Here is a 21,370-nt window from a genome sequence, read left to right as displayed (position 1 = left end):
TCGACCCGCCGCGCACAGCGGAATTCGTCAGCCGTTGGCGGCGTTCTGCTTCTTCTCCTCGGCGTCCTCGATGACCGCCTCGGCGACCTGCTGCATGGACATGCGACGGTCCATGGAGGTCTTCTGGATCCACCGGAAGGCGGCCGGCTCGGAGAGCCCGTACTGGGTCTGCAGGATGCTCTTGGCCCGGTCGACGAGCTTGCGGGTCTCCAGCCGGAGCGAGAGGTCCGCGACCTCCTTCTCCAGCGCCTTCAGCTCGGCGAACCGGGAAACGGCCATCTCGATGGCCGGCACCACGTCGCTCTTGCTGAACGGCTTCACCAGGTACGCCATGGCACCGGCGTCACGGGCCCGCTCGACGAGGTCGCGCTGCGAGAACGCGGTGAGCATCAGCACGGGGGCGATGGACTCCTCCGCGATCTTCTCGGCGGCGGAGATCCCGTCCAGGACCGGCATCTTCACGTCGAGGATGACGAGGTCCGGCCGGTGCTCGCGGGCCAGCTCCACGGCCGCCTGCCCGTCCCCGGCCTCACCGACGACGGAGTACCCCTCCTCCTCGAGCATCTCCTTCAGGTCGAGACGGATGAGCGCCTCGTCCTCGGCGATGACGACGCGGGTCGTCAGCGGCGGAACGTGCGACTGGTCGGCGTCGGGCGTGGGCGTCGACTCGTGCGAGGCGGTCACTTGAGGGCTCCTTGATACGGGGCGTTACTGCTCCCCCGAGCCTACCGAGCTCCTGTATGTTTGTGACACGGAGGGTCTTCGGTATCCTTCGTTTCAAAGGGGCCCCGGTAGCCCAGCGGTAGAGGCGATGGATTCAAAACCCATTCAGCGTCGGTTCGAATCCGACCCGGGGTACTTCTCCTTCATTTCCAAGGTCGCTAAGCAAATTTCGCGATCTTCACTCGTCACGGTGAACGTACCTTCGATTTGCGGCCAACCGGACGATTAGCGGCGAAGCTCGCGGTTGTGGAGCACAATCCTTCGATACGCGAACAAGCGGTCCTGCTGTTACGCCGAGGTGTGACCAACCGGACGGTGGCCGAACACTTCGGCGTCCCCCGGGGCACCGTGGGCTGGTGGCGGCACCAGGACCGTAAGCACCGGGGCGAACCGTACGATCGGCCGACCGACTGCCCGAAGTGCACGGGCCGGGAATTCGATGAGCGGACGTACGCCTATCTTCTAGGCCTTTACCTCGGCGACGGGCACATCATCTCGAAGTGCAAGCAGCACCACCTGTCCATCTACTGCGACGCGTCCTGGCCAGGGCTCATCGACGCCGCCGAGGAAGCAATGCACCTCGTCCTGCCCCTGCCCAAGGTAGGCCGCGTACGCAGACAGGGGTGCGTCGAGGTCAAGTCCTACACGCGCCACTGGACTTGCCTGTTCCCGCAGCACGGGCCCGGCAAGAAGCACGAGCGGCGGATCGTGCTCGAGGACTGGCAGCAGGAGATCGTCGACGCTCACCCGTGGGAGTTCATCCGGGGGCTGATCCGCTCCGACGGGTGTCGGATCACCAACTGGACCACCCGGATGGTCGGCGGGGTGAAGAAGCGCTACGAGTACCCCCGGTACTTCTTCACCAACAAGTCGGACGACATCCGGAAGCTCTGTACCGACACCCTCACCAAGGTCGGCGTCCAGTGGACGATCCTGGCCCGGGGCAGCGACCCGTTCAACGTCTCCATCGCGCGCAAGGACTCCGTGGCGCTGATGGACGCCCACATCGGGCCCAAGCACTAGACCGGGAGGTCGCCGTCCCCGCCCAGGTTGGCGACCAGGCGGCGGAGGGTGTCGATGGTGGCGGCGTACGTCGCGTCGTCGATGCCTTCCCGCATGCGCTCGTGGACCGCCGCGTTGCGGGCGTGGGCGCGGAGGCGGCCTGCCTCGCCCTCGTCGGTCAGGGTGAACGCGCCGTCGGTCTCGGTGAGCCAGCCGCGGGCTGCGAGGTCCGCGTACACGGTCTCGAAGTCGGTGTTCTGGTCGTCGAACGGGGCCAGCTTCGCGGTGAGGGCGGCGCGGGTCCAGGTGCCGGGGGTGCCGGCGATGTGGTTGAGGGTCCACCAGTGGGGCTGGGTGAGGTTCTCCTCGGCGAGGGCGGCGCGGAGGCCGCCTATGACGAGGGTGGCGGCTTCGCGGCTCCAGTAGCCGATGGGCTGGGCGGCGAGTTGGTCCTGGGGGTAGTCCTTGATCGTCATGCTGCGACCGTAGGACCTAGAGTCGGCTTGAGGTCAAGGCACACGAAATGGGGACGCTGTGATGAGTGAGAAGGCTCGCAAGCTGTTTGACGCGCTCGATCTGAACGCGGACGGTCAGCTGACCCGGTTCGAGGTGATCAATGCGCTGCGGTCGAAGGGGCCGACGCTTGCCGCCCAGGGTGATTTGCCGTTCTGGGCCGTGGGGGACGTGGATGCGTCGTCGGCTCTGTTCGATGCGGCTGATGCGAACGGGGATGCGGTGTTGACGTTCGAGGAGTTCGCCGCTGTGGTGGATCGGCGTTTCGGCTGGTAGGCCGGTGTCCGCGTCGGGCGATGAGGGCCCGACGCGGTGCGTGATGTCGGTCAGCGGACTGCGTCGCCGATGCGGTGGACGCGGACGAGGTTGGTGGATCCGGTGACGCCGGGGGGTGAGCCGGCGGTGATGACGACGGTGTCGCCGGGGACGCAGCGGCCGATGCGCAGGAGTTCTTCTTCGACTTGGGCGACCATGGCGTCGGTTGAGTCGACGTGGGGGCCGAGGAAGGTTTCGACGCCCCAGGTGAGGTTGAGTTGGGAGCGGGTTGCGGGGTCGGGGGTGAAGGCGAGGAGGGGGATGGGTGAGCGGTAGCGGGAGAGTCGGCGGACGGTGTCTCCGCTCTGGGTGAAGGCGACGAGGAATTTGGCGTCGAGGAAGTCGCCCATTTCGGCGGCTGCGCGGGCGACGGCTCCGCCTTGGGTGCGGGGTTTGCTGCGTTCGGTGAGGGGCGGGAGGCCCTTGGCGAGGATGTCTTCCTCTGCCGCTTCGACGATGCGGGACATGGTGCGGACGGTTTCGACGGGGTATTTGCCGACGCTGGTTTCGCCGGAGAGCATGACGGCGTCGGTGCCGTCGATGACGGCGTTGGCGACGTCGGAGGCTTCGGCGCGGGTGGGGCGGGAGTTGTCGATCATCGAGTCGAGCATCTGGGTGGCGACGATGACGGGCTTGGCGTTGCGCTTGGCGAGTTTGACGGCGCGCTTTTGGACGATGGGGACTTGTTCGAGGGGCATTTCGACGCCGAGGTCGCCGCGGGCGACCATGATGCCGTCGAAGGCGGCGACGATGTCGTCGATGTTTTCGACTGCCTGGGGCTTTTCGATCTTGGCGATGACGGGGAGGCGTCGGCCTTCTTCGTCCATGATGCGGTGGACGTCTTGGATGTCGTGGCCGCTGCGGACGAAGGAGAGGGCGATGACGTCGGCGCCGGTGCGCAGGGCCCAGCGGAGGTCGTCGATGTCTTTTTCGGAGAGGGCGGGGACGGAGACGGCGACGCCGGGGAGGTTGAGTCCCTTGTGGTCGGAGACCATGCCGCCTTCGATGACGAGGGTGCGGACGTGGGGGCCGTCGATTGCGGTGACTTCGAGGGTGACGCGGCCGTCGTCGACGAGGATGCGTTCGCCGGTGGTGACGTCGGTGGCGAGTCCCTTGTAGGTGGTGCCGCAGGTGTGGCGGTCGCCTGGGTGGTCTTCGACGGTGATGGTGAACTCGTCGCCGCGTTCAAGGAGTACGGGGCCTTCGCGGAATCGGCCGAGGCGGATCTTCGGGCCTTGAAGGTCGGCGAGGATGCCGACGCTGCGGCCGGTTTCGTCGGAGGCTTTGCGTACGCGCTGGTAGCGCTCCTCGTGTTCGGCGTAGGTGCCGTGGCTGAGGTTGAGGCGGGCGATGTCCATTCCGGCTTCGACCAGGGCTTTGATCTGGTCGTATGAGTCGGTGGCGGGGCCCAGGGTACATACGATTTTCGCTCGGCGCATGGGGCGAGCGTATTCCCCTACCAGGGAGTAGGAAATTGGTTCCTGGTGTCCACTCAACAACCGTTGAGCAAAAGCTTGTTGACAATTGTTGAATGTGCATGGGGGTGCTCTGATGAGCACCCCCGGGGTGCGCTTCGGGGCCTGTTTTTCAGAGCTGGGGCGGGGTCATGGTGAAGCGGGCGTTCACCTGGGCGTAGACGGTCTGGCGCTGGGGTTCGAGGTCGAGGGGCGGGGCGCCGGCGTCTTCGGCGGCGCTGAAGGCCATGGTGCGCATTCCGCCGCCGGTTGCGGAGGGGAAGGGGGCGGCGTTCTCGGCTCCGAGGTCGGCGAGTTCGACGAGGGCGGCGAGGCGGGCGCCGAGGGCTTCGGCGTATTCGCGGGCGCGTTGGACGGCTTCGAGTACGGCTTGGCGGCGGGCTTGGCCGTGGGCGGGTGAGGTGGGGCGCAGGGCCCACCAGGGGCCGTCGACCTGGGTGAGTTCGAGGTCGGCGAGGCGGGTGGTGAGTTCGCCGAGGGTGGTGAAGTCGTTGAGTTCGGCGGTGATGTGGACGCGGCCGTGGTAGGCGCGGATGCGTTCGGCGCGGCCGTGGCGGGTGAGTTCGGGGGTGATGGAGAAGGAGCCGGTTTCGAGCTTTTCGACGGGGTCGCCGTAGCTCTTGATGAGGTCGAGGACGGCGTTGTTGCGGCTGGTGAGGTCTTCGAGGGCGGTGCGTCGGTCGGTGCCGCGGGCGCTGACGGTGATGCCGATGCGGGCGATTTCGGGGTCGACTTCGATGCGGGCTTCGCCGCGGACGGCGACGCGGGGTACTTCGGGTGTTCCGTAGGGCTGGTGCGATGCGTCCTGGGTCATGGTTTCACTCTCGCACTGTCGCTCGTAGGGGTCCGGTGTTCGGATCGAAACCTGGTGGGGGTGTTGCTCCTTGTTACCCGTGGGTCAGAATCTACGCGCGTTGTTCAGGCCTCAAAAGGGGAGATGGCATGGCGTTCGACCGCAGGACTTTTCTGGGGACCACGGCCGCGACGGGTGCGGCCGTGGCGTTGGCGGGGGCCACGAGCACCCCGGCCGCCGCGCAGGAGGGTGTGAAGGGACCGGGGCCGCGGACGTACTCGTTCACGGTGATGGGGACGACCGATCTGCACGGGAATGTCTTCAACTGGGACTATTTCACGGACAAGGAGTTCGACGACAAGGCGCACAACGACGTCGGTCTGGCGAAGATCTCGACGCTGGTGGACCAGGTGCGGGCGGAGAAGGGGCGGCGGAACACGCTGCTGATCGATGCGGGTGACACGATCCAGGGCACGCAGCTTTCGTACTACTACGCGAAGGTGGATCCGATCACGGCGCGCCGGGGTCCGGTGCATCCGATGGCGCAGGCGATGAACGCGATCGGCTATGACGCGGCGGCGCTGGGGAACCACGAGTTCAATTACGGGATTCCGGTGCTGCGGAAGTTCGAGGAGCAGTGTGATTTCCCGCTGTTGGGGGCGAACGCGCTGGATGCGAAGACGCTGCGGCCGGCGTTCCCGCCGTACAGCATGCACCGGCTGCGGACGCCTTGCGGGCGGGACGTGAAGGTGGCGGTGCTGGGGCTGACGAACCCGGGGATCGCGATCTGGGACAAGGCGAACGTGCAGGGCAAGATGACGTTCCCGGGGCTGGAGGAGCAGGCGGCGAAGTACGTGCCGAAGCTGCGTTCGATGGGCGCCGATGTGGTGATCGTGTCGGCGCATTCGGGGTCGAGCGGGACGTCCTCGTACGGGGACCAGCTGCCCTACATCGAGAACGCGGCAGGGCTGGTGGCGGAGCAGGTGCCGGGGATCGACGCGATCCTGGTGGGCCATGCGCACACGGAGATTCCCGAGTACCGGGTGAAGAACAAGGCGACCGGCAAGGACGTGGTGCTGTCGGAGCCGCTGAAGTGGGGGCAGCGGCTGACGCTGTTCGACTTCGAGCTGGTGTGGGAGAAGGGCCGCTGGTCGGTGGCGAAGGTCGCGGCGAAGGTGCTGAACTCCAACACGGTCGCGGAGGACCCGAAGATCGCGCGGTTGCTGTCGGACGAGCACCGCAAGGTCGTGGCGTATGTGAACCAGGTGATCGGTACCTCGACGCAGGCGATGTCTGCGGCGGAGGGTCCGGTCAAGGACGTGGCGATCATCGATTTGATCAACCATGTGCAGGCGGAGACGGTGCGGGCGGCTCTTTCCGGTACGCAGTGGGCGGGGCTTCCGGTGGTGTCGCAGGCTTCGTGCTTCTCGCGTACGGCGGCGATCCCGGCCGGGCAGGTGACGATCAGGGATGCGGCGGGCTTGTACCCGTTCGAGAACACGCTGGAGGCGCGGCTGCTCACGGGTGCGCAGGTGAAGGACTATCTGGAGTATTCGGCGCGGTATTACGTGCGGACGGCGCCGGGTGAGGTGGTGGATCCGGCGAAGCTGACGAACTCCGAGGGCACGCCGGACTACAACTACGACGCGGTGTACGGGTTCACGTACGACATCGATGTGGCGCAGCCGGTGGGTTCGCGGATCGTGGGGTTGTCGTTCGAGGGGAAGCCGGTGGATCCGGCGGGGCAGTTCGTGCTGGCGGTGAACAACTACCGGGCCTCGGGTGGCGGGAACTTCCCGCATGTTCCGCAGGCCAGGCAGTTGTGGGCGGATTCGGACGAGATCCGTAACACGATCATCCAGTGGGTGAAGGCGAAGGGGACGGTGGATCCGGCGCAGTTCGCTTCGGTGGCGTGGCGGTTGACTCGGGAGGATGTGCCGGTCTTCTAGATCGGCGGTCTTCCTAGGGGTGTTCGACCAGCGGGAGCAGTTCGCCTGCGGGTTGGGGGCGGGTGTGCTCCCGCTGGTCGAGGCCGAAGGTGGTGAAGGCGGTTCGTGTGGGCTGGGGGTAGGGCTCTTTGCCCGTGAGGGTGTTGAGGATGGCGGCGCTGCGCCAGGCGGCGAGGCCGAGGTCGGGGGCTCCGACGCCGTGGGTGTGGCGTTCGCCGTTCTGGACGAAGATGCTGCCGGTGACGGCGGGGTCGGTGATCATCCGGTAGCGGTCGTCGATGCGGGGGCGGTCGGAGGAGTCCTTGCGCAGGTAGGGGTCGAGGCCTGCGAGGAGGCTGGTGAGGGGTCGTTCCTTGTAGCCGGTGGCGAGGACGACGGCGTCGGTGGTGAGGCGGGAGCGGGTGCCTTGTTCGACGTGTTCGAGGTGGAGTTCGACTTTGGTGGTGGCGACGCGGCCGGCGGTGCGGACGCTGACTCCGGGGGTGAGGACGGTGTCGGGCCAGCCGCCGTGGAGGGTGCGGCGGTAGAGCTCGTCGTGGATGGCGGCGATGGTGTCGGCGTCGATGCCCTTGTGGAGTTGCCATTGGGCGGGGACGAGCTTGTCGCGGACGGGTTCGGTCAGGGCGTGGAAGTAGCGGGTGTAGTCGGGGGTGAAGTGTTCGAGGCCGAGCTTGGAGTACTCCATGGGGGCGAAGGAGGGGGTGCGGGCGAGCCAGGTGAGGCGTTCGCGGCCGGCGGGGCGGGCGCGCAGGAGGTCGAGGAAGACTTCGGCGCCGGACTGGCCTGATCCGATGACGGTGACGTGTTCGGCGCTGAGGATGCGTTGGCGGTTGTCGAGGTAGTCGGCGGAGTGGATGACGGGGACGGTGGGGGCTTCGGCGAGGGGGCGCAGGGGTTCGGGGATGTAGGGGGCGGTGCCGATGCCTAGGGCGAGGTGGCGGGTGTAGGTGCGGCCGAGGGCTTCGGCTTCGCCGTCGGGGTCGAGTTGGGTGAAGTCGACTTCGAAGAGGTCGCGTTCGGGGTTCCAGCGGACGGCGTCGACCTGGTGGCCGAAGTGGAGTCCGGGGACGCGGCCGGCGACCCAGCGGCAGTAGGCGTCGTATTCGGCGCGCTGGATGTGGAACTGCTCGGCGAAGTAGAAGGGGAAGAGCCGTTCCTTGTGCTTGAGGTAGTTGAGGAAGCTCCAGGGGCTGGCCGGGTCGGCGAGGGTGACCAGGTCGGCGAGGAAGGGGACTTGGAGGGTGGCTCCGTCGATGAGGAGTCCGGGGTGCCAGCGGAAGTCGCGGCGCTGGTCGTAGAAGGCGGTGGCGAGTTCGCCTGCTCCTTGGTGCGGCAGGCCGTGGGCGAGGGCCGCGAGGGACAGGTTGAAGGGGCCGATGCCGATTCCGACGAGGTCGTGGGGGGCATCGAGCTGGGCGGTCATCGGTGGGTGCTGCCTTCCAGGAGGGCGATGAGGGTGTCCAGGTCCCCCGCGGTGGTGTGCGGGTTGAGCAGGGTGGCTTTGAGCCAGAGGCGGCCGTCGGCGTGGGTGCGGCCGAGGACGGCGCGGCCTTCGTGCAGGAGGGTGCGGCGCAGGGTGGCGACCTGGGTGTCATCGGCGTGGGTGGGCCGGAAGAGCACGGTGGTGAGGGTGGGGGGTGCGTGGAGTTCGAAGTGGGGGTGGGCGTCGAGGCGTGTGGCGAGGTGGTGGGCGAGTGCGCAGGTGTGGTCGATGAGGTGGGTGAGGCCGTCGCGGCCGAGTGAGCGCAGGGTGGTGGCGATCTTGAGGATGTCGGGGCGGCGGGTCGTGCGCAGGGAGCGGCCGAGGAGGTCGGGCAGGCCGGCTTCGGTGTCGTCGGTGGCGTTGAGGTAGTCGGCTTGGTGGGCGAGGGGGGCGAGGAGGGTGGTGTCGGGGACGGCGAGGAGTCCGGCGGCGACGGGCTGCCAGCCGAGTTTGTGGAGGTCGATGGTGAGGGATGTGGCTCGTGCGAGGCCGGTGACCTTGTCGCGGTGGCGGGGGCTGAGGGCGAGCGGTCCTCCGTAGGCGGCGTCGATGTGGAGGTCGGCGCCGTGGCGGTCGCAGAGGTCGGCGATGCGGTGGAGGGGGTCGATGAGTCCGGCGTCGGTGGTGCCGGCGGTCGCGGTGACGAGGGTGGGGCCGGTGGTGGCGGCGAGGGTTCGGGCGAGGTCGGCGGGGTCGAGGGTGCCGGTGGGGGTGGGGATGGTGGTGGCCGGGGGGAGGCCGAGGAGCCAGGCGGCTCGGGGGATGGAGTGGTGGGCGTTGGCGCCGTGCAGGACGGTGAGGCGGGGGCCGTGGCGTTCGCGGGCGAGGAGCAGGGCGAGTTGGTTGGCTTCGGTGCCGCCGGTGGTGACGAGGGCGTCGGCGTGGGGGGTGTCGTAGAACTCGGCGGCGAGTGCGCGGGTGACGAGGGCCTCGATGGCGGAGGCGGCGGGGGCCTGGTCCCAGGAGTCGAGGGAGGGGTTGAGGGCGCTGGCGGCGAGGTCGGCGGCGGCCGCGACGGCGAGGGGCGGGCCGTGCAGGTGGGCTGCGCAGAGGGGGTCGGCGGGGTCTGCGGCGCCGGCGGCGAGGGTGTGGACGAGGGTCCGGAGCGCTTCGTGGTCCCCGGTTCCCTTGGTGGGGAGTACGTCGCCCAGTGCGGCCTGGACGCGGGCCGCGAGGGTGTCGGGGCCGCCGGCCGGGAGTGGCCCGCCGCGCTCCTCGGCTCCGGTGCGGAGGGCTTCGAGGACGGTGTCGAGGAGGGGCCGCAGGGCCGCGGGGCCGTTGGCTCCGCCGGCGAGCGGGGGCAGTGTGCCGGGCGGCGCGGTCATCGGGTCCTCCGGGGCTGGGAGGGGTGCGGGGCGGGGGCACCCGGCCGGTACAACGATCCGACCCGAATGGGGTAACCGCCGGGGTTTGTCCGGGATCGATTTCCGGCCGGTCCCTGCCGGTCCCTGCGGGGCGGGGCGGGGGTGCCGCTGCGCGGAGCTGCTCCCCGCCCCGCCCTTTCGCCGTTTCTCCCCCAGCTACCGCTGGGAGGTGCCCCCAGGGGCTCCGCCCCCAGACCCCCGCGCCTCAATCGCCGGCGGGGCTTAAGCGGTGCGGACCACCCTCAGGGCGCGGGCCAGGTCGTCGAGTTGGTCGACGAGTTTGCGGCGCAGGAGGGGGAGGATGTCCGGGTCGGCGAGGCAGTCGTGGCCGGCCTGGAGGTTGGCTTCGTCCACGGCGTAGGCCGGGAAGGCCCAGCGGCCGGCGGCTTCGCCGATGGCCGGGCCGCGGCGGGCGGCGAGGGCGACGGCCTCGGGGTAGAAGCGGGGCACGTACTCCCGTACGAGGTCGGCCTGTTCGGGCTGCCAGAAGCCCTGGGCGGTGGCGCTGAAGAGGTAGTTGGAGAGGGTGTCGTCGTGGAAGAGGCGGTCCCAGGCGGCGGCTTTGGCCTGCGCCGTGGGGAGGGCTGCGCGGCAGCGGGCCGCGCCTTCCTGGCCGGTGGCGCTGGGGTCGTCGGCGACGGCGGCGTCGATGTCGCGTTCCCCGATGGCGCCGAGGACGGCGAGGCGGGCCAGGATGCGCCAGCGCAGCTCGGGGTCGAGGGCGGGCCCGCCGGGGACGGCGTCGTCGGCGAGCCAGGCGGCCGGGGTGTCGGGCTGGGTGGCGCTGTCGATGAGGGTCCGTACGGCGGTCAGGCGCAGGCCGGGGTCTGAGCCGTCCTCGGTGCGCCGCAGCAGGTCGCGGGCGATGGAGGTGATGGTGGCGAGGGCCGCGGTGCGCTGTTCGGGGGCGACGTAGCGGGTGGCGATCTGGGTGCGGGCGAAGGTGAGGACGCCCTGGACGAGGGCCAGGTCGTGTTCCTCGGGCAGGTGTGCTTCGGCGGTGGCCAGGTAGTCGCCGGGGGCGAGTTCGCCGTCGCGGACCATGTCGCGCAGGGAGTTCCAGACGACGGTGCGGGTGAGGGCGTCGGGGATGCCGGAGAGGCCGCGCAGGACGGTTTCCACGGAGGTCTCGTCGAGGCGGACCTTGGCGTAGGTGAGGTCGCCGTCGTTGAGGACGAGGAGGGCCGGGCGCGGGCCGGTGGCGGAGAGGACCTCGTCGGAGGGGACGTCGAGGTGGAGGAGTTCGGTGCGCTCCAGGGTGCGGGCGTCGGCGGTGTCGTGGTGGTAGACGCCGGCGGTGATGCGGTGGGGGCGGCTGCCCTTGCGGTCGACGGTGAGGGTCCAGCCGCCGGGGCCGTCGCCGTCGTCGGTGCTCTCCTCGATCTGTGGGGTGAGGGTGTCGATGCCGGTGGTGCGCAGCCAGATCCGGGCCCAGGCGTGGACGTCGCGTTCGGTGTGGGCGGCGAGGGAGTCGACGAAGTCGGCGAGGGAGGCGTTGGCGAACTTGTGGCGGGCGAAGTGGGTGTTGATGCCGGCGAGGAAGTCCTTTTCGCCGAGCCAGGTGACGAGTTGGCGCAGGGCGGAGGCGCCCTTGGCGTAGGAGATGCCGTCGAAGTTGAGGAGGGCGGAGGCGGTGTCGGGGACGTCGTCGGGGTCGGGGGCGACGGGGTGGGTGGAGGGGCGTTGGTCGGCGTCGTAGCCCCAGGCCTTGCGGGTGACGCCGAATTCGGTCCAGGTGTCGGTGAAGCGGGTGGCTTCGGTGAGGGTCTGGTAGCCCATGTATTCGGCGAAGGATTCGTTGAGCCAGATGTCGTCGAACCAGGCGAGGGTGACGAGGTCGCCGAACCACATGTGGGCCATCTCGTGGGCGATGACCATGGCGCGGGTCTGGCGTTCGGTGTCGGTGACGGCGGAGCGGTAGATGAACTCGTCGCGGAAGGTGACGAGGCCGGGGTTCTCCATGGCTCCGGCGTTGAACTCGGGTACGAAGGCCTGGTCGTAGGAGTCGAAGGGGTAGGGCTCGGTGAATTTTTCCTGGTAGCGGTCGAAGCAGTCCTTGGTGAGGGAGAGGATTTCTTCGGCGTCGGCGTCCAGGTGGGGGGCGAGGGACTGGCGGCAGTGGATGCCGAAGGGCAGTCCGGCGTGTTCGGTGGTCACGCTGTGCCAGGGGCCTGCGGCGACGGCGGCGAGGTAGGTGGAGATGACGGGGGTGGCGGCGGACTGCCAGATGCCGGCGCCGTCGGTGTCCCGGTCGGCGAGGCGTGTGGTGACGCCGTTGGCGAGGACGGTCCAGTGGGCGGGGGCGGCGACGGTGAATTCGAAGACGGCCTTGAGGTCGGGCTGGTCGAAGGCCGGGAAGACCCGCTGGACGTCGTCCATGAACATCTGGGAGTAGACGTACGTCTCGCCGTCGGCGGGGTCGGTGAAGCGGTGCAGGCCCTCGCCGGTGCGGGAGTAGCGCATGCGGGCGTCGACGCGCAGCTCGTGGGGGCCTTCGGTGAGGCCGGTGAGCGGGAGGCGGTTGCCGTCGAGGGCGGCGGGGTCGAGGGGGTTGCCGTCGAGGGCGACGGAGTGCAGGAGGTCCGGTTTCAGCTCCAGGAAGGTGTCTCCGGCGGTGTTGGCGGTGAACCGGATGACGGTGGCGGACTCGAAGGTGTCGTCGCCGGCGGTGAGGTCGAGGCCGACGACGTAGTGGTGGACGTCGAGGAGCTGTGCTCGGAGCTGCGCTTCGTTGCGCGTCAGTGCGGACATGGGGCCCATGCTGCCGCAAGGGCCGGCTGGGCCCCAGCGGGTTCCAGGTCCTGTCCGAGCGATCGTCCAGGGCCTGCCGGGGCCTGTCAGGTCTGGTCTTCGCCGGCTGCGATCGTCTCGTGGTGGCGGATGACCTCGGCGATGATGAAGTTGAGGAGTTTTTCGGCGAAGGCCGGGTCGAGTTTGGCGTTCTCGGCGAGCTGGCGGAGCCGGGCGATCTGGCTGGCCTCGCGGCCCGGGTCGGCCGGGGGGAGCTGGTGCCTGGCCTTGAGGTGGCCGACCTGCTGGGTGCACTTGAAACGCTCGGCGAGCATGTGGACCACGGCCGCGTCGATGTTGTCGATGCTGTCCCGCAGGCGGGCGAGTTCGGCGGCGACGGTTTCGTCGATCCCGTTGTCGATGTCGCTGTTGTTCATGGTTCCCGAGAATACGTGGCGGGGGCGGGTGGTTCCCGGGGCAGTCGATCCGTGAGACGGGTACTGGTCAGATCTGTGACCGATTCCTGTCACAGCGGCAGGATCGCGGTGACGAGCCAGCCGCCTTCGGGGGTGGGGCCGGCGGTGAGGGAGCCGCCGAGGGCTTCGGCGCGTTCGGCCATTCCGGCGAGGCCGTAGCCGCCGCCGCGGGCGTTGTCGGAGAGTTTGGCGGGGTGGCCGCCGTCGTCGGCGATGCGGACTTCGAGGCCTACGGGGAGGGTGCGCAGGCCGATGCGGACGGCGGTGGCGGTGGCGGCGTGCTTGCCGATGTTGGTGAGGGCTTCCAGGACGATGCGGTGGGCGGTGGCGGCCACGTGGCCGGGGAGCCGGGTTTCGAGGCCTTCTTCGATGTAGAGGACGACGGGCGGGCCGCTGCGGGAGAAGCGTTCGGTGAGTTCACGGACGTCGGCGAGGCCGGCGACGGGGCTGGTGGCGCCGTGTCCTGCGGTGGTTTCGCCGTCGTCGTTCTCGCGGAGGATCTTGACGAGGCGGCGCATGGAGCCGAGGGCTTCGTCGCCGGCGGTTTCGATGCGGCCGAAGATCTCGGCGGCGCGTTCGGCGGAGACCTTGGTGAAGCGGGCGGCGCGGGCCTCGACGACGATGCCGGTGACGTGGTGGGCGACGAGGTCGTGGAGCTCGCGGGCGAGTTCCAGGCGTTCGGCGGTGCGGACGGCGCGCAGGTCGCGTACGCGCTGGACGGACTGGAGGCGCAGGAGGAGGGAGTAGGCGCCGACGACGACGGTGAGGACGGAGAAGAGGAGGGTGAAGCGGCCGGGGTCGGTGTCGCGTACGGGTACGGCCATGCAGCCGAGGCCGAGGAGCGGGCCGAGGACGGCGGCGGTGCGGGCGGGGGCGCGGAGCAGGACCTGGGAGAGCAGGACGAGGAGGGCGATGGCCTCGCCGCCGCCCCAGACGATGAGGGGGTGGTCGCCGAAGATGAGGGAGAGGGTGACGGTCCAGGTGACGGCGGCGGCGAACCAGGCGCGGGTGAGGAGGGGGATGCGGGGCCAGGGTGCGGCGCTGAGGCAGACGAGGATGCCGGATGCCCAGACGGCGGCGTGGGGGAGGCTGGGCTGGCGGGCGAGGACGACTCCTTCGAAGGTGACGAGGGCGAGGAGGACGAGGGAGAGGCCGAGGCGGATGGCGTCGGCGGTGTGGGGGTGGCGGCGGGCCCATCCCGCCAGGGGGCTCACCGGGGCGGGGTCACGCCGTGGTGGCGGCCAGGCCGCTTTCCCAGGCCCAGGCGGCGATCTCGACGCGGTTGCGGGCGTCGAGTTTGGCCTGGACGTTGGCCAGGTGGGTTTTGACGGTGGACAGGGAGACGAAGAGTTCGGCGGCGATCTCGGCGTTGGTGAGCCCGCGCGCGAGGCAGCGTACGACTTCGCGTTCCCGTTCCGTGAGGGGTTCCGCGGGGCGGCGGGTCTGGGTGGCCGCGGTCTGTGGGGCCATTTCGCGCAGCAGCCGCACCGTGATGGCGGGCGAGACGAGTGAGTCGCCGACTGCCGCGGCGCGTACCGCTTCAACCAGCATGGCCGGGCTGGCGTCTTTCAGGAGGAAGCCGGATGCTCCGCCGTGGAGTGCCGCGTGGACGTATTCGTCGAGGTCGAAGGTGGTGACGATGACGATGTGCGGGGTGTCCTGGCCGGAGAGGCGGCGGGTGACTTCGAGGCCGTCGAGCTTCGGCATGCGGATGTCGAGGAGCAGTACGTCGGGGCGGTGCTCGGCGACGGCGGTGAGGGCGGCTTCGCCGTCGACGACGTCGGCGACGACCTCGATGTCCGGCTGGCTTTCGAGGATCATGCGGAAGCCGGTCCTGACCATTTCCTGGTCGTCCGCGATGACCACTCTGATCGCCATGCGTTGCCTGCCCCACTGTCGCCCGCTGCCGCCTGCGCTTCGTTCCCATGGGACCGGTGCGGGCGCCGGCCCGCAACCGCACAGGGGACCATCGGGCGGTACTGCTGCCGACGATACGTACGCACGGGGCGCGGGGCCTCGTCCTTCCGGCCCGTTCTCAGGGGGCCGGAAGGACGAGGGGCGGGTGCTACATGGCGGCCGCGGCGCTCTTGATCGCGGCGGCGAAGGTGGAGACCTCGGTGTAGACGCCGGGGTAGTCGGGCCGGGCGCAGCCTTCGCCCCAGCTGACTATGCCGACCTGGATCCAGGCGTTGGCGCTGTCGCGGCGGAACATGGGGCCGCCGGAGTCGCCCTGGCAGGTGTCGACGCCGCCCTGGGCGAAGCCGGCGCAGATCTCTTCGCTCGGGATGAGGGAGCTGCCGTACGAGGCCTGGCAGCTGGCGTCGGAGACGAAGGGGACGGTGGCCTTCATGAGGTAGCGCTGCTGGCCGCCGCCTTCGCGGGTGGCGCCCCAGCCGGCGACGGTGAAGGTGCCGTTGTCGTACTGCTTGGTCTCGGCGATCTTGAGGGTGGGCAGGTTGATGGGCTGGGCGAGCTTGATCAGGGCCCAGTCCTTGCCGCTGCCGTTGTAGCCGGGGGCCTGCTTGACCTTGGTGGACCTGACCTTGATGGCGCTGGAGCTGTTGAGGTCGACGACTCCGGCGGTGGCGGTGATGGAGGTGTTGTTGCCGGAGCCGTTCACACAGTGGGCGGCGGTGAGGACGATCTGCTGGGTGTAGAGGGCGCCGCCGCATCCCATGGAGAGGCGGACCATGAAGGGGAATTCGCCCTGGGCGGCGCGGGTGCCGCCGACGACGGGGGCCGGGCCGGCGCTGGCGGTGCCGGGCTGGAGGCTGACGGCCGCGAGGGCGACGGCGCCGACGGCGAGGGTGCGCTTCATGAACCGCACGAGGGTAGACACAGTCAACACACTGCCTTTCGTGGGGGGTTGGGCCGTGCGCGTCATTGGGTGAATGACGAGTCCATGACACATCTGATGTATGGCGGGCATCAAGAACGCGTTTTCGGACAACTTCCCGCTCTGGGGGCGGCATGACGGAGAACAGCAGGCACAGCAGCCCGGTCGAGCACGGATTTCCGCACCTGGAAACGGTCCGCGCCTCGATCACGGCGCTGTTCCGCCGGCTGACCCCCGACGGGATCCGGGCCTACGACACGAGCTTCGCCCCCGCCGACGCGGCCTTCGGCCGCGACGAGGACCTGCACCTGGGGGCCCACCGGGTGGCCTCCGCGATGGTGCGCGCCCTGCGGCTGCCCGACGCCCGCATGGTGGTCGCCTTCCGGCCGATGCGGGACGCGGCCACGGTGGAACTGGCCGCGGGCCCCGAGTACTTCGTCGAGGTCAGCGACCGCTTCCGCATCCACCGCCGCGACCTGGCCGCCGCCCTGGCCCACGAGGTCACCCACGTCCTGCTGCACCGCCTGGACCTGCGCTTGCCCACCACCGCGGAGAACGAGATCCTCACCGACACCGCCGCCGCGTTCCTCGGGGCCGGCTGGCTGCTGCTCGACGCCTACCGCGAGGACGCGCTCACCCATCAGAAGCTCGGCTACCTCACCCCGGAGGAGTTCGGCTACGTCCTGGCCAGGCGCGCCGGCCTGTTCGGCGAGGACCTCTCCACCTGGTTCAGCAGCCCGCAGGCGTACGAGGCGTACGTGCGCGGCCGCGCCCTGGCCGAGCGGGAGCGGCGCCGGGCCCCGCTCGCCGCCGCCTCCGCGCACGCCCGGCGCCGGTACGCGAGGGCGCGGCGCACCGGCACTCCCCCGGCGGACCGGTCGGCGTACCGCTTCGAGCCGGACGGCGCGGGGCTGCTGGTGAGCTTCCCCTGCCCGGTGTGCGGGCAGCGGCTGCGGCTCCCGGTGCGCGGGCCGCTCAGGGCCCGGTGCGGGCTGTGCCGCACGGTGCTGGAGTGCGACACCTAGGACCGTCCGGGCGCCCTGTCCGGGCGCCTGTCCGGGCGGAATTCACCTTGATTCATCGCCCGGCCACGAAAAGTTTCCTACCGGCCAGTAGACATGGGGGTGAATCTGGCCAACTCTGGTCGCGTACATGCCAAGACGTGACCGAGGAGCGCCCCCACATGCGCAGCACCCGCCGCACCCGCACGACCCGTACCACCGCAGCCGGCGTGGCCGTCGCGGCCGCCGTCCTGACCCTGCTGCCCGCCACCGCCGCCGAGGCGGCCCCGGCCCCGGCCGCCGCACCCGCGTCGGTCTCGGCCTCAGCGCCCGGCGGCAACGCGGCGATCCTCGGCATCGACTACGCCACCTGGCAGCGCGACGTCGCCACCGTCATCGACGCGGTCCGCCCCGCCATCGAGCAGCGCATCGCCGCCTCGCCCGCCGGCGAGAAGCCCGCGATCGTCCTCGACATCGACAACTCCTCGCTGGAGACGGACTTCCACTGGTTCTGGACCTTCCCGACGCCCGCGATCGCCAAGGTCCGCGAGCTGACCCGGTACGCCAACGACCGCGGGGTGGCGATCTTCTTCGTCACCGCCCGCCCCGGGATCATCTACTCCCTCACCGAGCGCAACCTCAAGGCCGTCGGCTACCCGGTCTCGGGGCTCTACGTCCGTGATCTGCCGGACCTGTTCGACGAGGTGAGCGCGTACAAGACGGGCAAGCGCGCCGAGATCGAGGGCCGCGGCTACACGATCATCGCCAACATCGGGAACAACGCGAGCGACCTGGTCGGCGGCCACGCCGAACTCACCGTCAAGCTGCCGGACTACGACGGCAAGCTGTCCTGATCCGAGGAATCCGAGGAATCCGAGGAACGTGTGCGGGCCGCGGTCGGTGACCGCGGCCCGCACGTGTTTCCCGTACGCACCCCTCTTACGCCGCCACGGGCTCGACCCCGGGCCGCCCCTCGGCCCCGGTCCCTGCCTCCGCCTCCGCCTCCGGTGAGACCGCAGTGCGCGGCAGGGCCAGGCACAGCACCGCGCTGAGCAGGAAGCCGGCGCTCACCCAGGGCATCGCGGTGGTCAGGGCGTGGGTCGGGCCGCCACCGGCGAGGGCGCCGAAGAAGACGGAGCCGATGACGGCCGCGCCGAGGGCGCCGCCGAACTGCTGGGCGGTGGAGAAGATTCCGGAGGCGCCGCCCGCGATGTCGGCGGGGACGGCGGACAGCACCACGTTCACCAGCGGCACCACGAGGAAGCCGAGCCCGGCGCCCGCGACGAGCAGACCGGGCACCAGCGGCCAGGCACCGGTGTGCGCCTCGGCGGAGTGGGCGACGGCGTACCAGACCCCGGCGAAACCGCCCGCCATCATCAGCGCGCCGCCGACGAGTACGAGGCGGCCGAAGCGCACGGCGAGGGCGCCGGCGACCGGGGCGGCGAGGAAGCCGCCGGCCGAGAAGGCGACGGTGACCAGGCCCGCCTGCATCGGGGTGTAGCCCTCGCCGCCCTGGAGCCAGATCGCGAAGATCAGGAAGAAGCCCTGCATGCCGACGGAGAACAGCAGTTGGACGGCGAGGCCGAAGGAGAAGGCGGGCAGCCGGAACGCCCGGACGGGCAGCAGCGGTACGGTCGCCCCGCGCCGCCGGGCTTCGAGGATGCCGAGGCCGACGACGGCGAGCACTCCGGCGGCCAGGCACAGCCAGCCCCACAGCGGCCAGCCGTTGGCCTCGCCCTGGACCAGCGGCAGCACGATGGCGATCAGGCCGGCGGCGAGGACGATGCTGCCGAGCAGGTCGGGCCGGCCGGCGCCGCGCTCGCGGGTGGCGGGGACCAGCACCGCGCCGGCGGCGAGGGTGGCCACGGCGACGGGCACGTTGACGAGGAAGACGGAGCGCCAGCCCCAGCCGAAGAGGTCGGCGTCGGTGAGCAGGCCGCCGAGCAGCAGTCCGATGGCCGCGGCGAAGCCGGCGACGGCTCCGTACATGCCGAAGACGGCGCCGCGCTCCTTGCCCTGGAAGAGGGTGCGGAAGGAACCGAGCACCTGGGGCATCAGCAGGGCGGCCGTCACGCCCTGGGCGGCGCGGGCGGCGATCAGCTGGCCGGGGCTCTGGGCGAGGCCGCAGGCCAGGCTGGCGAGGCCGAAGCCGGCCGTCCCGGCCAGGAAGAGCGCCTTGCGGCCGTACCGGTCGCCGAGGTGGCCGGAGACGATCAGGGTGGCGGCGAAGCCGAGCAGGTAGGCGGAGACGAGCCACTGCAGGGCGCTCTGCGAGGCGTGCAGGTCACGGCCGATGGAGGGGATGGCGACGTTGACGATGGTCACGTCGAGGAGGTCCATGAGCGCGGCGACCATCATGACGACGGCGGCGGCCCAGCGGCGTGGATGGGGGGTCATCATGACGGCCTCCGGAATTATTTCGTTCGGACGAACGAAAGACTGACACGCGGGCAGGCGTGATCGCAACTCTTTCGTTCGCGCGAACTAAATTCTTGGTACGGTGCCTTCATGAGCGATGAGGCGGACGCGCGCCGCGCCGCGGTACTGGAGGAGCTGAACCGCACCGGCCGGGAGACCAGCGCGGTGACGGTGATGTTCCACGAGGCGGTGGCGGCCAGGCGCGGCCTGGGCGCGACGGAGGCGAAGACCATCGACCTGCTGCTGCGCCACGGCCCGCTCACGGCGAAGGACCTGGCCGGGCAGTCGGGCCTGGCCCCGGCCTCGGTGACGGGGCTGGTGGACCGGCTGGAACGCAAGGGTTACGTGCGCCGGGCCGAACACCCCACGGACAAGCGGCGGGTGGTGGTGGAGGTCCGCCCGGAGAAGATCCGCGAGCTGGAGCCGGTGTACGAGGACTGGGCCCGCGAAGTCGCCGGACTGTGCGGGGAGTTCACCACGGAGGAACTGGAAACGGTGATCCGCTTCCTCCGCGGCTCGAACACCCGCCAACGCCGCGCGGCGGCCCGCCTGTCGGACGCCTGACCGGGCTCCGCCCGGCCGCTGTCAGGAGCCGTAGACCGGGAGCGGGGACTCCGCCGCGGCGAGGAGTTTCACGGTGGCCTCGCCCGCCTCGGCGGGGGTCCAGCGGGCGTCCCGGTCGGCGGTGGGGCCGGGGCGCCAGCCCTCCATGACCGTGATGCGGCCGCCCTCCGCCTCGAAGACCCGCCCCGTGACACCGGCCGAGGCCCCGGAACCGAGCCACACCACCAGCGGGGAGACGTTCTCGGGGGCCATCGCGTCGAACGCCCCGGCGACCGGCGCGGCCATGGTCTGCGCGAAGGTCTGCTCCGTCATCCGGGTCCGCGCCGCCGGGGCGATCGCGTTGACCTGGACCCCGTACCGGCCCATCTCCGCGGCCGCGACCAGCGTGAGCCCCAGGATCCCGGCCTTGGCCGCGCTGTAGTTCCCCTGCCCCACCGAGCCCAACAGCCCCGCCCCCGAAGAGGTGTTGACCACCCGGGCGGCTACCGGCCGGCCGGCCTTCGCCTCCGCCCGCCACCACGCGGCCGCCGCCCGCAGCGGCAGGAAGTGCCCCTTCAGGTGCACCCGCATGACGGCGTCCCAGTCGTCCTCGTCCAGGTTCACCAGCATCCGGTCCCGCAGGAACCCGGCGTTGTTGACCAGCGTGTCCAGCCTCCCGAACGCCGAGACCGCGCACTCCACCAGCGAGGACGCCCCCTCGCCCGTGGCGATGTCCCCGCCGTGCGCCACCGCCTCCCCGCCGAGCGCCCGGATTTCGGAGACGACCAGGCCGGCCGGGGAATCCGGCCCGGGCAGCCCGTCCAGCCCCACTCCCAGGTCGTTGACGACGACCTTGGCCCCCTCGGCCGCGAAGGCCAGCGCGTGGGCCCGCCCCAGCCCCCGCCCCGCGCCCGTCACGATCACGACCCTGCCTTCGCACAGTCCCGCCATCTCAGCTCTCCTTGTTCACGGTTGCCGCATCCAGAAACGCGGGGCGTTCCCCGCCCCCGTGCACGAGCAGGCTCGCCCCGCTCACGTACCCCGCCCGGCCCGAGGCCAGGAACACCGCCGCCTCCCCCACGTCCGAGGGTTCCGCCAGCCGCCCCAGCGGTACGGTCGCGCCGACCGCCGCGATCCCGGCCTCGTCCCCGTAGTGCAGGTGCGACAGCTCGGTCCGCACCATGCCCAGGACCAGCGAGTTCACCCGTACCTCGGGGGCCCACTCCACGGCCATGGAGCGGGCCAGGTTCTCCAGCCCCGCCTTCGCCGCCCCGTACGCCGCCGTTCCCGGGGAGGGCCGGGTGCCGCTGACGCTGCCGATCATCACCACCGAGCCGCGCGCCTCCCGCAGCCACGGGTAGGCGGCGAGGGAAGCCGTCATCGGCGCCAGCAGGTTCAGCTCGACGACCCTGGCGTGGCGTTCCGCCTCGCCCTCCCCCAGCAGCCGGTACGGGGTACCGCCCGCGTTGTTGACCAGGCAGTCGAGGCGCCCGTACCGGCGCGCGACCGCGCCGAAGAAGTCCTGCACGGCCGCCGGATTGCGCAGGTCGACGGCGGCGAAGGAGGCCTTGCGGCCGTCCGCGGAGACGGGTTCCTCCGGGGGCCGCCGCGCGCAGACGACTACCTCGGCTCCCGCCGCCAGGAACGACCGGGCGATCCCGGCGCCGACGCCCCGGGTCCCGCCGGTGACGACGACGACCCTCCCGTCGAGCTCCATAGGCTGCTACCTTCCTCACCTAACAAATGTTT

The 21,370-nt window shown here is 70.5% G+C and carries 20 protein-coding genes and 1 tRNA gene; 7 read left to right on the top strand and 14 right to left on the bottom strand.

Features of this window, described 5'->3' with window-relative positions; all coding sequences use genetic code 11:
* Positions 1-27: 27 nt before the first annotated feature.
* On the bottom strand, positions 28-684 hold the full coding sequence (locus JIW86_RS29175) for an ANTAR domain-containing response regulator (protein WP_215149942.1): 657 nt from the start codon (positions 682-684) through the stop codon (positions 28-30).
* Positions 685-785: 101 nt separating this feature from the next.
* On the opposite strand from JIW86_RS29175, the gene JIW86_RS29170 reads away from it, so the two are divergent.
* Positions 786-858 (top strand) — tRNA-Leu (locus JIW86_RS29170).
* 165 nt (positions 859-1,023) lie between these two features.
* Positions 1,024-1,746: a helix-turn-helix domain-containing protein gene (locus JIW86_RS29165; protein ID WP_257556790.1), complete on the top strand. Its 723-nt coding sequence runs from the start codon at positions 1,024-1,026 to the stop codon at positions 1,744-1,746.
* On the opposite strand, the gene JIW86_RS29160 is transcribed toward JIW86_RS29165, so the two are convergent.
* Positions 1,743-2,201, bottom strand: coding sequence for a MarR family transcriptional regulator (locus JIW86_RS29160; protein ID WP_257556789.1), 459 nt, complete (start codon positions 2,199-2,201; stop codon positions 1,743-1,745). The genes JIW86_RS29165 and JIW86_RS29160 overlap by 4 nt on opposite strands.
* Positions 2,202-2,262: 61 nt before the next feature.
* Here JIW86_RS29160 and JIW86_RS29155 point away from each other — a divergent pair, with 61 nt between their 5' ends.
* Positions 2,263-2,514: an EF-hand domain-containing protein gene (locus JIW86_RS29155; RefSeq protein WP_215149945.1), complete on the top strand. Its 252-nt coding sequence runs from the start codon at positions 2,263-2,265 to the stop codon at positions 2,512-2,514.
* Between the two features lie 50 nt (positions 2,515-2,564).
* On the opposite strand, the gene pyk is transcribed toward JIW86_RS29155, so the two are convergent.
* On the bottom strand, positions 2,565-3,992 hold the full coding sequence (gene pyk, locus JIW86_RS29150) for a pyruvate kinase (RefSeq protein ID WP_257556788.1): 1,428 nt from the start codon (positions 3,990-3,992) through the stop codon (positions 2,565-2,567).
* Between the two features lie 148 nt (positions 3,993-4,140).
* Complete coding sequence (locus tag JIW86_RS29145) at positions 4,141-4,842, bottom strand: SIMPL domain-containing protein (RefSeq protein ID WP_257556787.1); 702 nt, start codon at positions 4,840-4,842, stop codon at positions 4,141-4,143.
* 128 nt (positions 4,843-4,970) lie between these two features.
* Here JIW86_RS29145 and JIW86_RS29140 point away from each other — a divergent pair, with 128 nt between their 5' ends.
* Positions 4,971-6,770, top strand: a complete 1,800-nt coding sequence (locus JIW86_RS29140) for a bifunctional metallophosphatase/5'-nucleotidase (RefSeq protein WP_257556786.1) — start codon at positions 4,971-4,973, stop codon at positions 6,768-6,770.
* A 13-nt stretch (positions 6,771-6,783) separates the two neighbouring features.
* On the opposite strand, the gene JIW86_RS29135 is transcribed toward JIW86_RS29140, so the two are convergent.
* The 7 genes from JIW86_RS29135 to JIW86_RS29105 form a co-directional block, all read right to left on the bottom strand.
* Complete coding sequence (locus tag JIW86_RS29135) at positions 6,784-8,193, bottom strand: lysine N(6)-hydroxylase/L-ornithine N(5)-oxygenase family protein (protein WP_257556784.1); 1,410 nt, start codon at positions 8,191-8,193, stop codon at positions 6,784-6,786.
* Positions 8,190-9,578, bottom strand: coding sequence for a pyridoxal phosphate-dependent decarboxylase family protein (locus JIW86_RS29130; protein WP_257556783.1), 1,389 nt, complete (start codon positions 9,576-9,578; stop codon positions 8,190-8,192). Before JIW86_RS29130 ends, JIW86_RS29135 begins: the two co-directional genes overlap by 4 nt.
* A gap of 261 nt (positions 9,579-9,839) precedes the next feature.
* Positions 9,840-12,368: an aminopeptidase N gene (gene pepN / locus JIW86_RS29125; RefSeq protein ID WP_416237613.1), complete on the bottom strand. Its 2,529-nt coding sequence runs from the start codon at positions 12,366-12,368 to the stop codon at positions 9,840-9,842.
* 86 nt (positions 12,369-12,454) lie between these two features.
* Positions 12,455-12,784, bottom strand: a complete 330-nt coding sequence (locus JIW86_RS29120; protein WP_215149952.1) for a chorismate mutase — start codon at positions 12,782-12,784, stop codon at positions 12,455-12,457.
* Between the two features lie 89 nt (positions 12,785-12,873).
* Positions 12,874-14,037, bottom strand: coding sequence for a sensor histidine kinase (locus tag JIW86_RS29115; RefSeq protein WP_322975558.1), 1,164 nt, complete (start codon positions 14,035-14,037; stop codon positions 12,874-12,876).
* Positions 14,038-14,047: 10 nt separating this feature from the next.
* Positions 14,048-14,701 carry a response regulator gene (locus JIW86_RS29110; protein WP_257556781.1) on the bottom strand — a complete coding sequence of 218 codons (654 nt, stop codon included), beginning with the start codon at positions 14,699-14,701 and terminating at the stop codon, positions 14,048-14,050.
* 187 nt (positions 14,702-14,888) lie between these two features.
* Positions 14,889-15,641, bottom strand: a complete 753-nt coding sequence (locus tag JIW86_RS29105) for a serine protease (protein WP_266610326.1) — start codon at positions 15,639-15,641, stop codon at positions 14,889-14,891.
* A 152-nt stretch (positions 15,642-15,793) separates the two neighbouring features.
* On the opposite strand from JIW86_RS29105, the gene JIW86_RS29100 reads away from it, so the two are divergent.
* A complete protein-coding gene (locus tag JIW86_RS29100) occupies positions 15,794-16,684 on the top strand; it encodes a hypothetical protein (RefSeq protein WP_257556779.1) in 891 nt (296 codons plus the stop codon).
* A 158-nt stretch (positions 16,685-16,842) separates the two neighbouring features.
* Positions 16,843-17,514, top strand: a complete 672-nt coding sequence (locus tag JIW86_RS29095; protein WP_215149956.1) for an HAD family acid phosphatase — start codon at positions 16,843-16,845, stop codon at positions 17,512-17,514.
* A gap of 85 nt (positions 17,515-17,599) precedes the next feature.
* On the opposite strand, the gene JIW86_RS29090 is transcribed toward JIW86_RS29095, so the two are convergent.
* On the bottom strand, positions 17,600-19,060 hold the full coding sequence (locus JIW86_RS29090) for an MFS transporter (protein WP_257556778.1): 1,461 nt from the start codon (positions 19,058-19,060) through the stop codon (positions 17,600-17,602).
* Between the two features lie 108 nt (positions 19,061-19,168).
* Here JIW86_RS29090 and JIW86_RS29085 point away from each other — a divergent pair, with 108 nt between their 5' ends.
* The gene (locus JIW86_RS29085; RefSeq protein ID WP_215149958.1) at positions 19,169-19,642 is read left to right on the top strand and encodes a MarR family winged helix-turn-helix transcriptional regulator; all 474 of its coding nucleotides are present in this window, start codon (positions 19,169-19,171) and stop codon (positions 19,640-19,642) included.
* A 21-nt stretch (positions 19,643-19,663) separates the two neighbouring features.
* Here the strand turns inward: JIW86_RS29085 and JIW86_RS29080 are convergent, their stop codons facing one another.
* Positions 19,664-20,572, bottom strand: a complete 909-nt coding sequence (locus JIW86_RS29080) for an SDR family oxidoreductase (protein WP_257556777.1) — start codon at positions 20,570-20,572, stop codon at positions 19,664-19,666.
* 1 nt (position 20,573) lies between these two features.
* Positions 20,574-21,338: an SDR family oxidoreductase gene (locus JIW86_RS29075; protein WP_257556776.1), complete on the bottom strand. Its 765-nt coding sequence runs from the start codon at positions 21,336-21,338 to the stop codon at positions 20,574-20,576.
* Positions 21,339-21,370 lie beyond the last annotated feature (32 nt).

It is taken from the genome of Streptomyces sp. NBC_00162 (assembly GCF_024611995.1).
Classification (GTDB): domain Bacteria; phylum Actinomycetota; class Actinomycetes; order Streptomycetales; family Streptomycetaceae; genus Streptomyces.
This window is presented reverse-complemented; position numbering and strand designations above follow the sequence as displayed.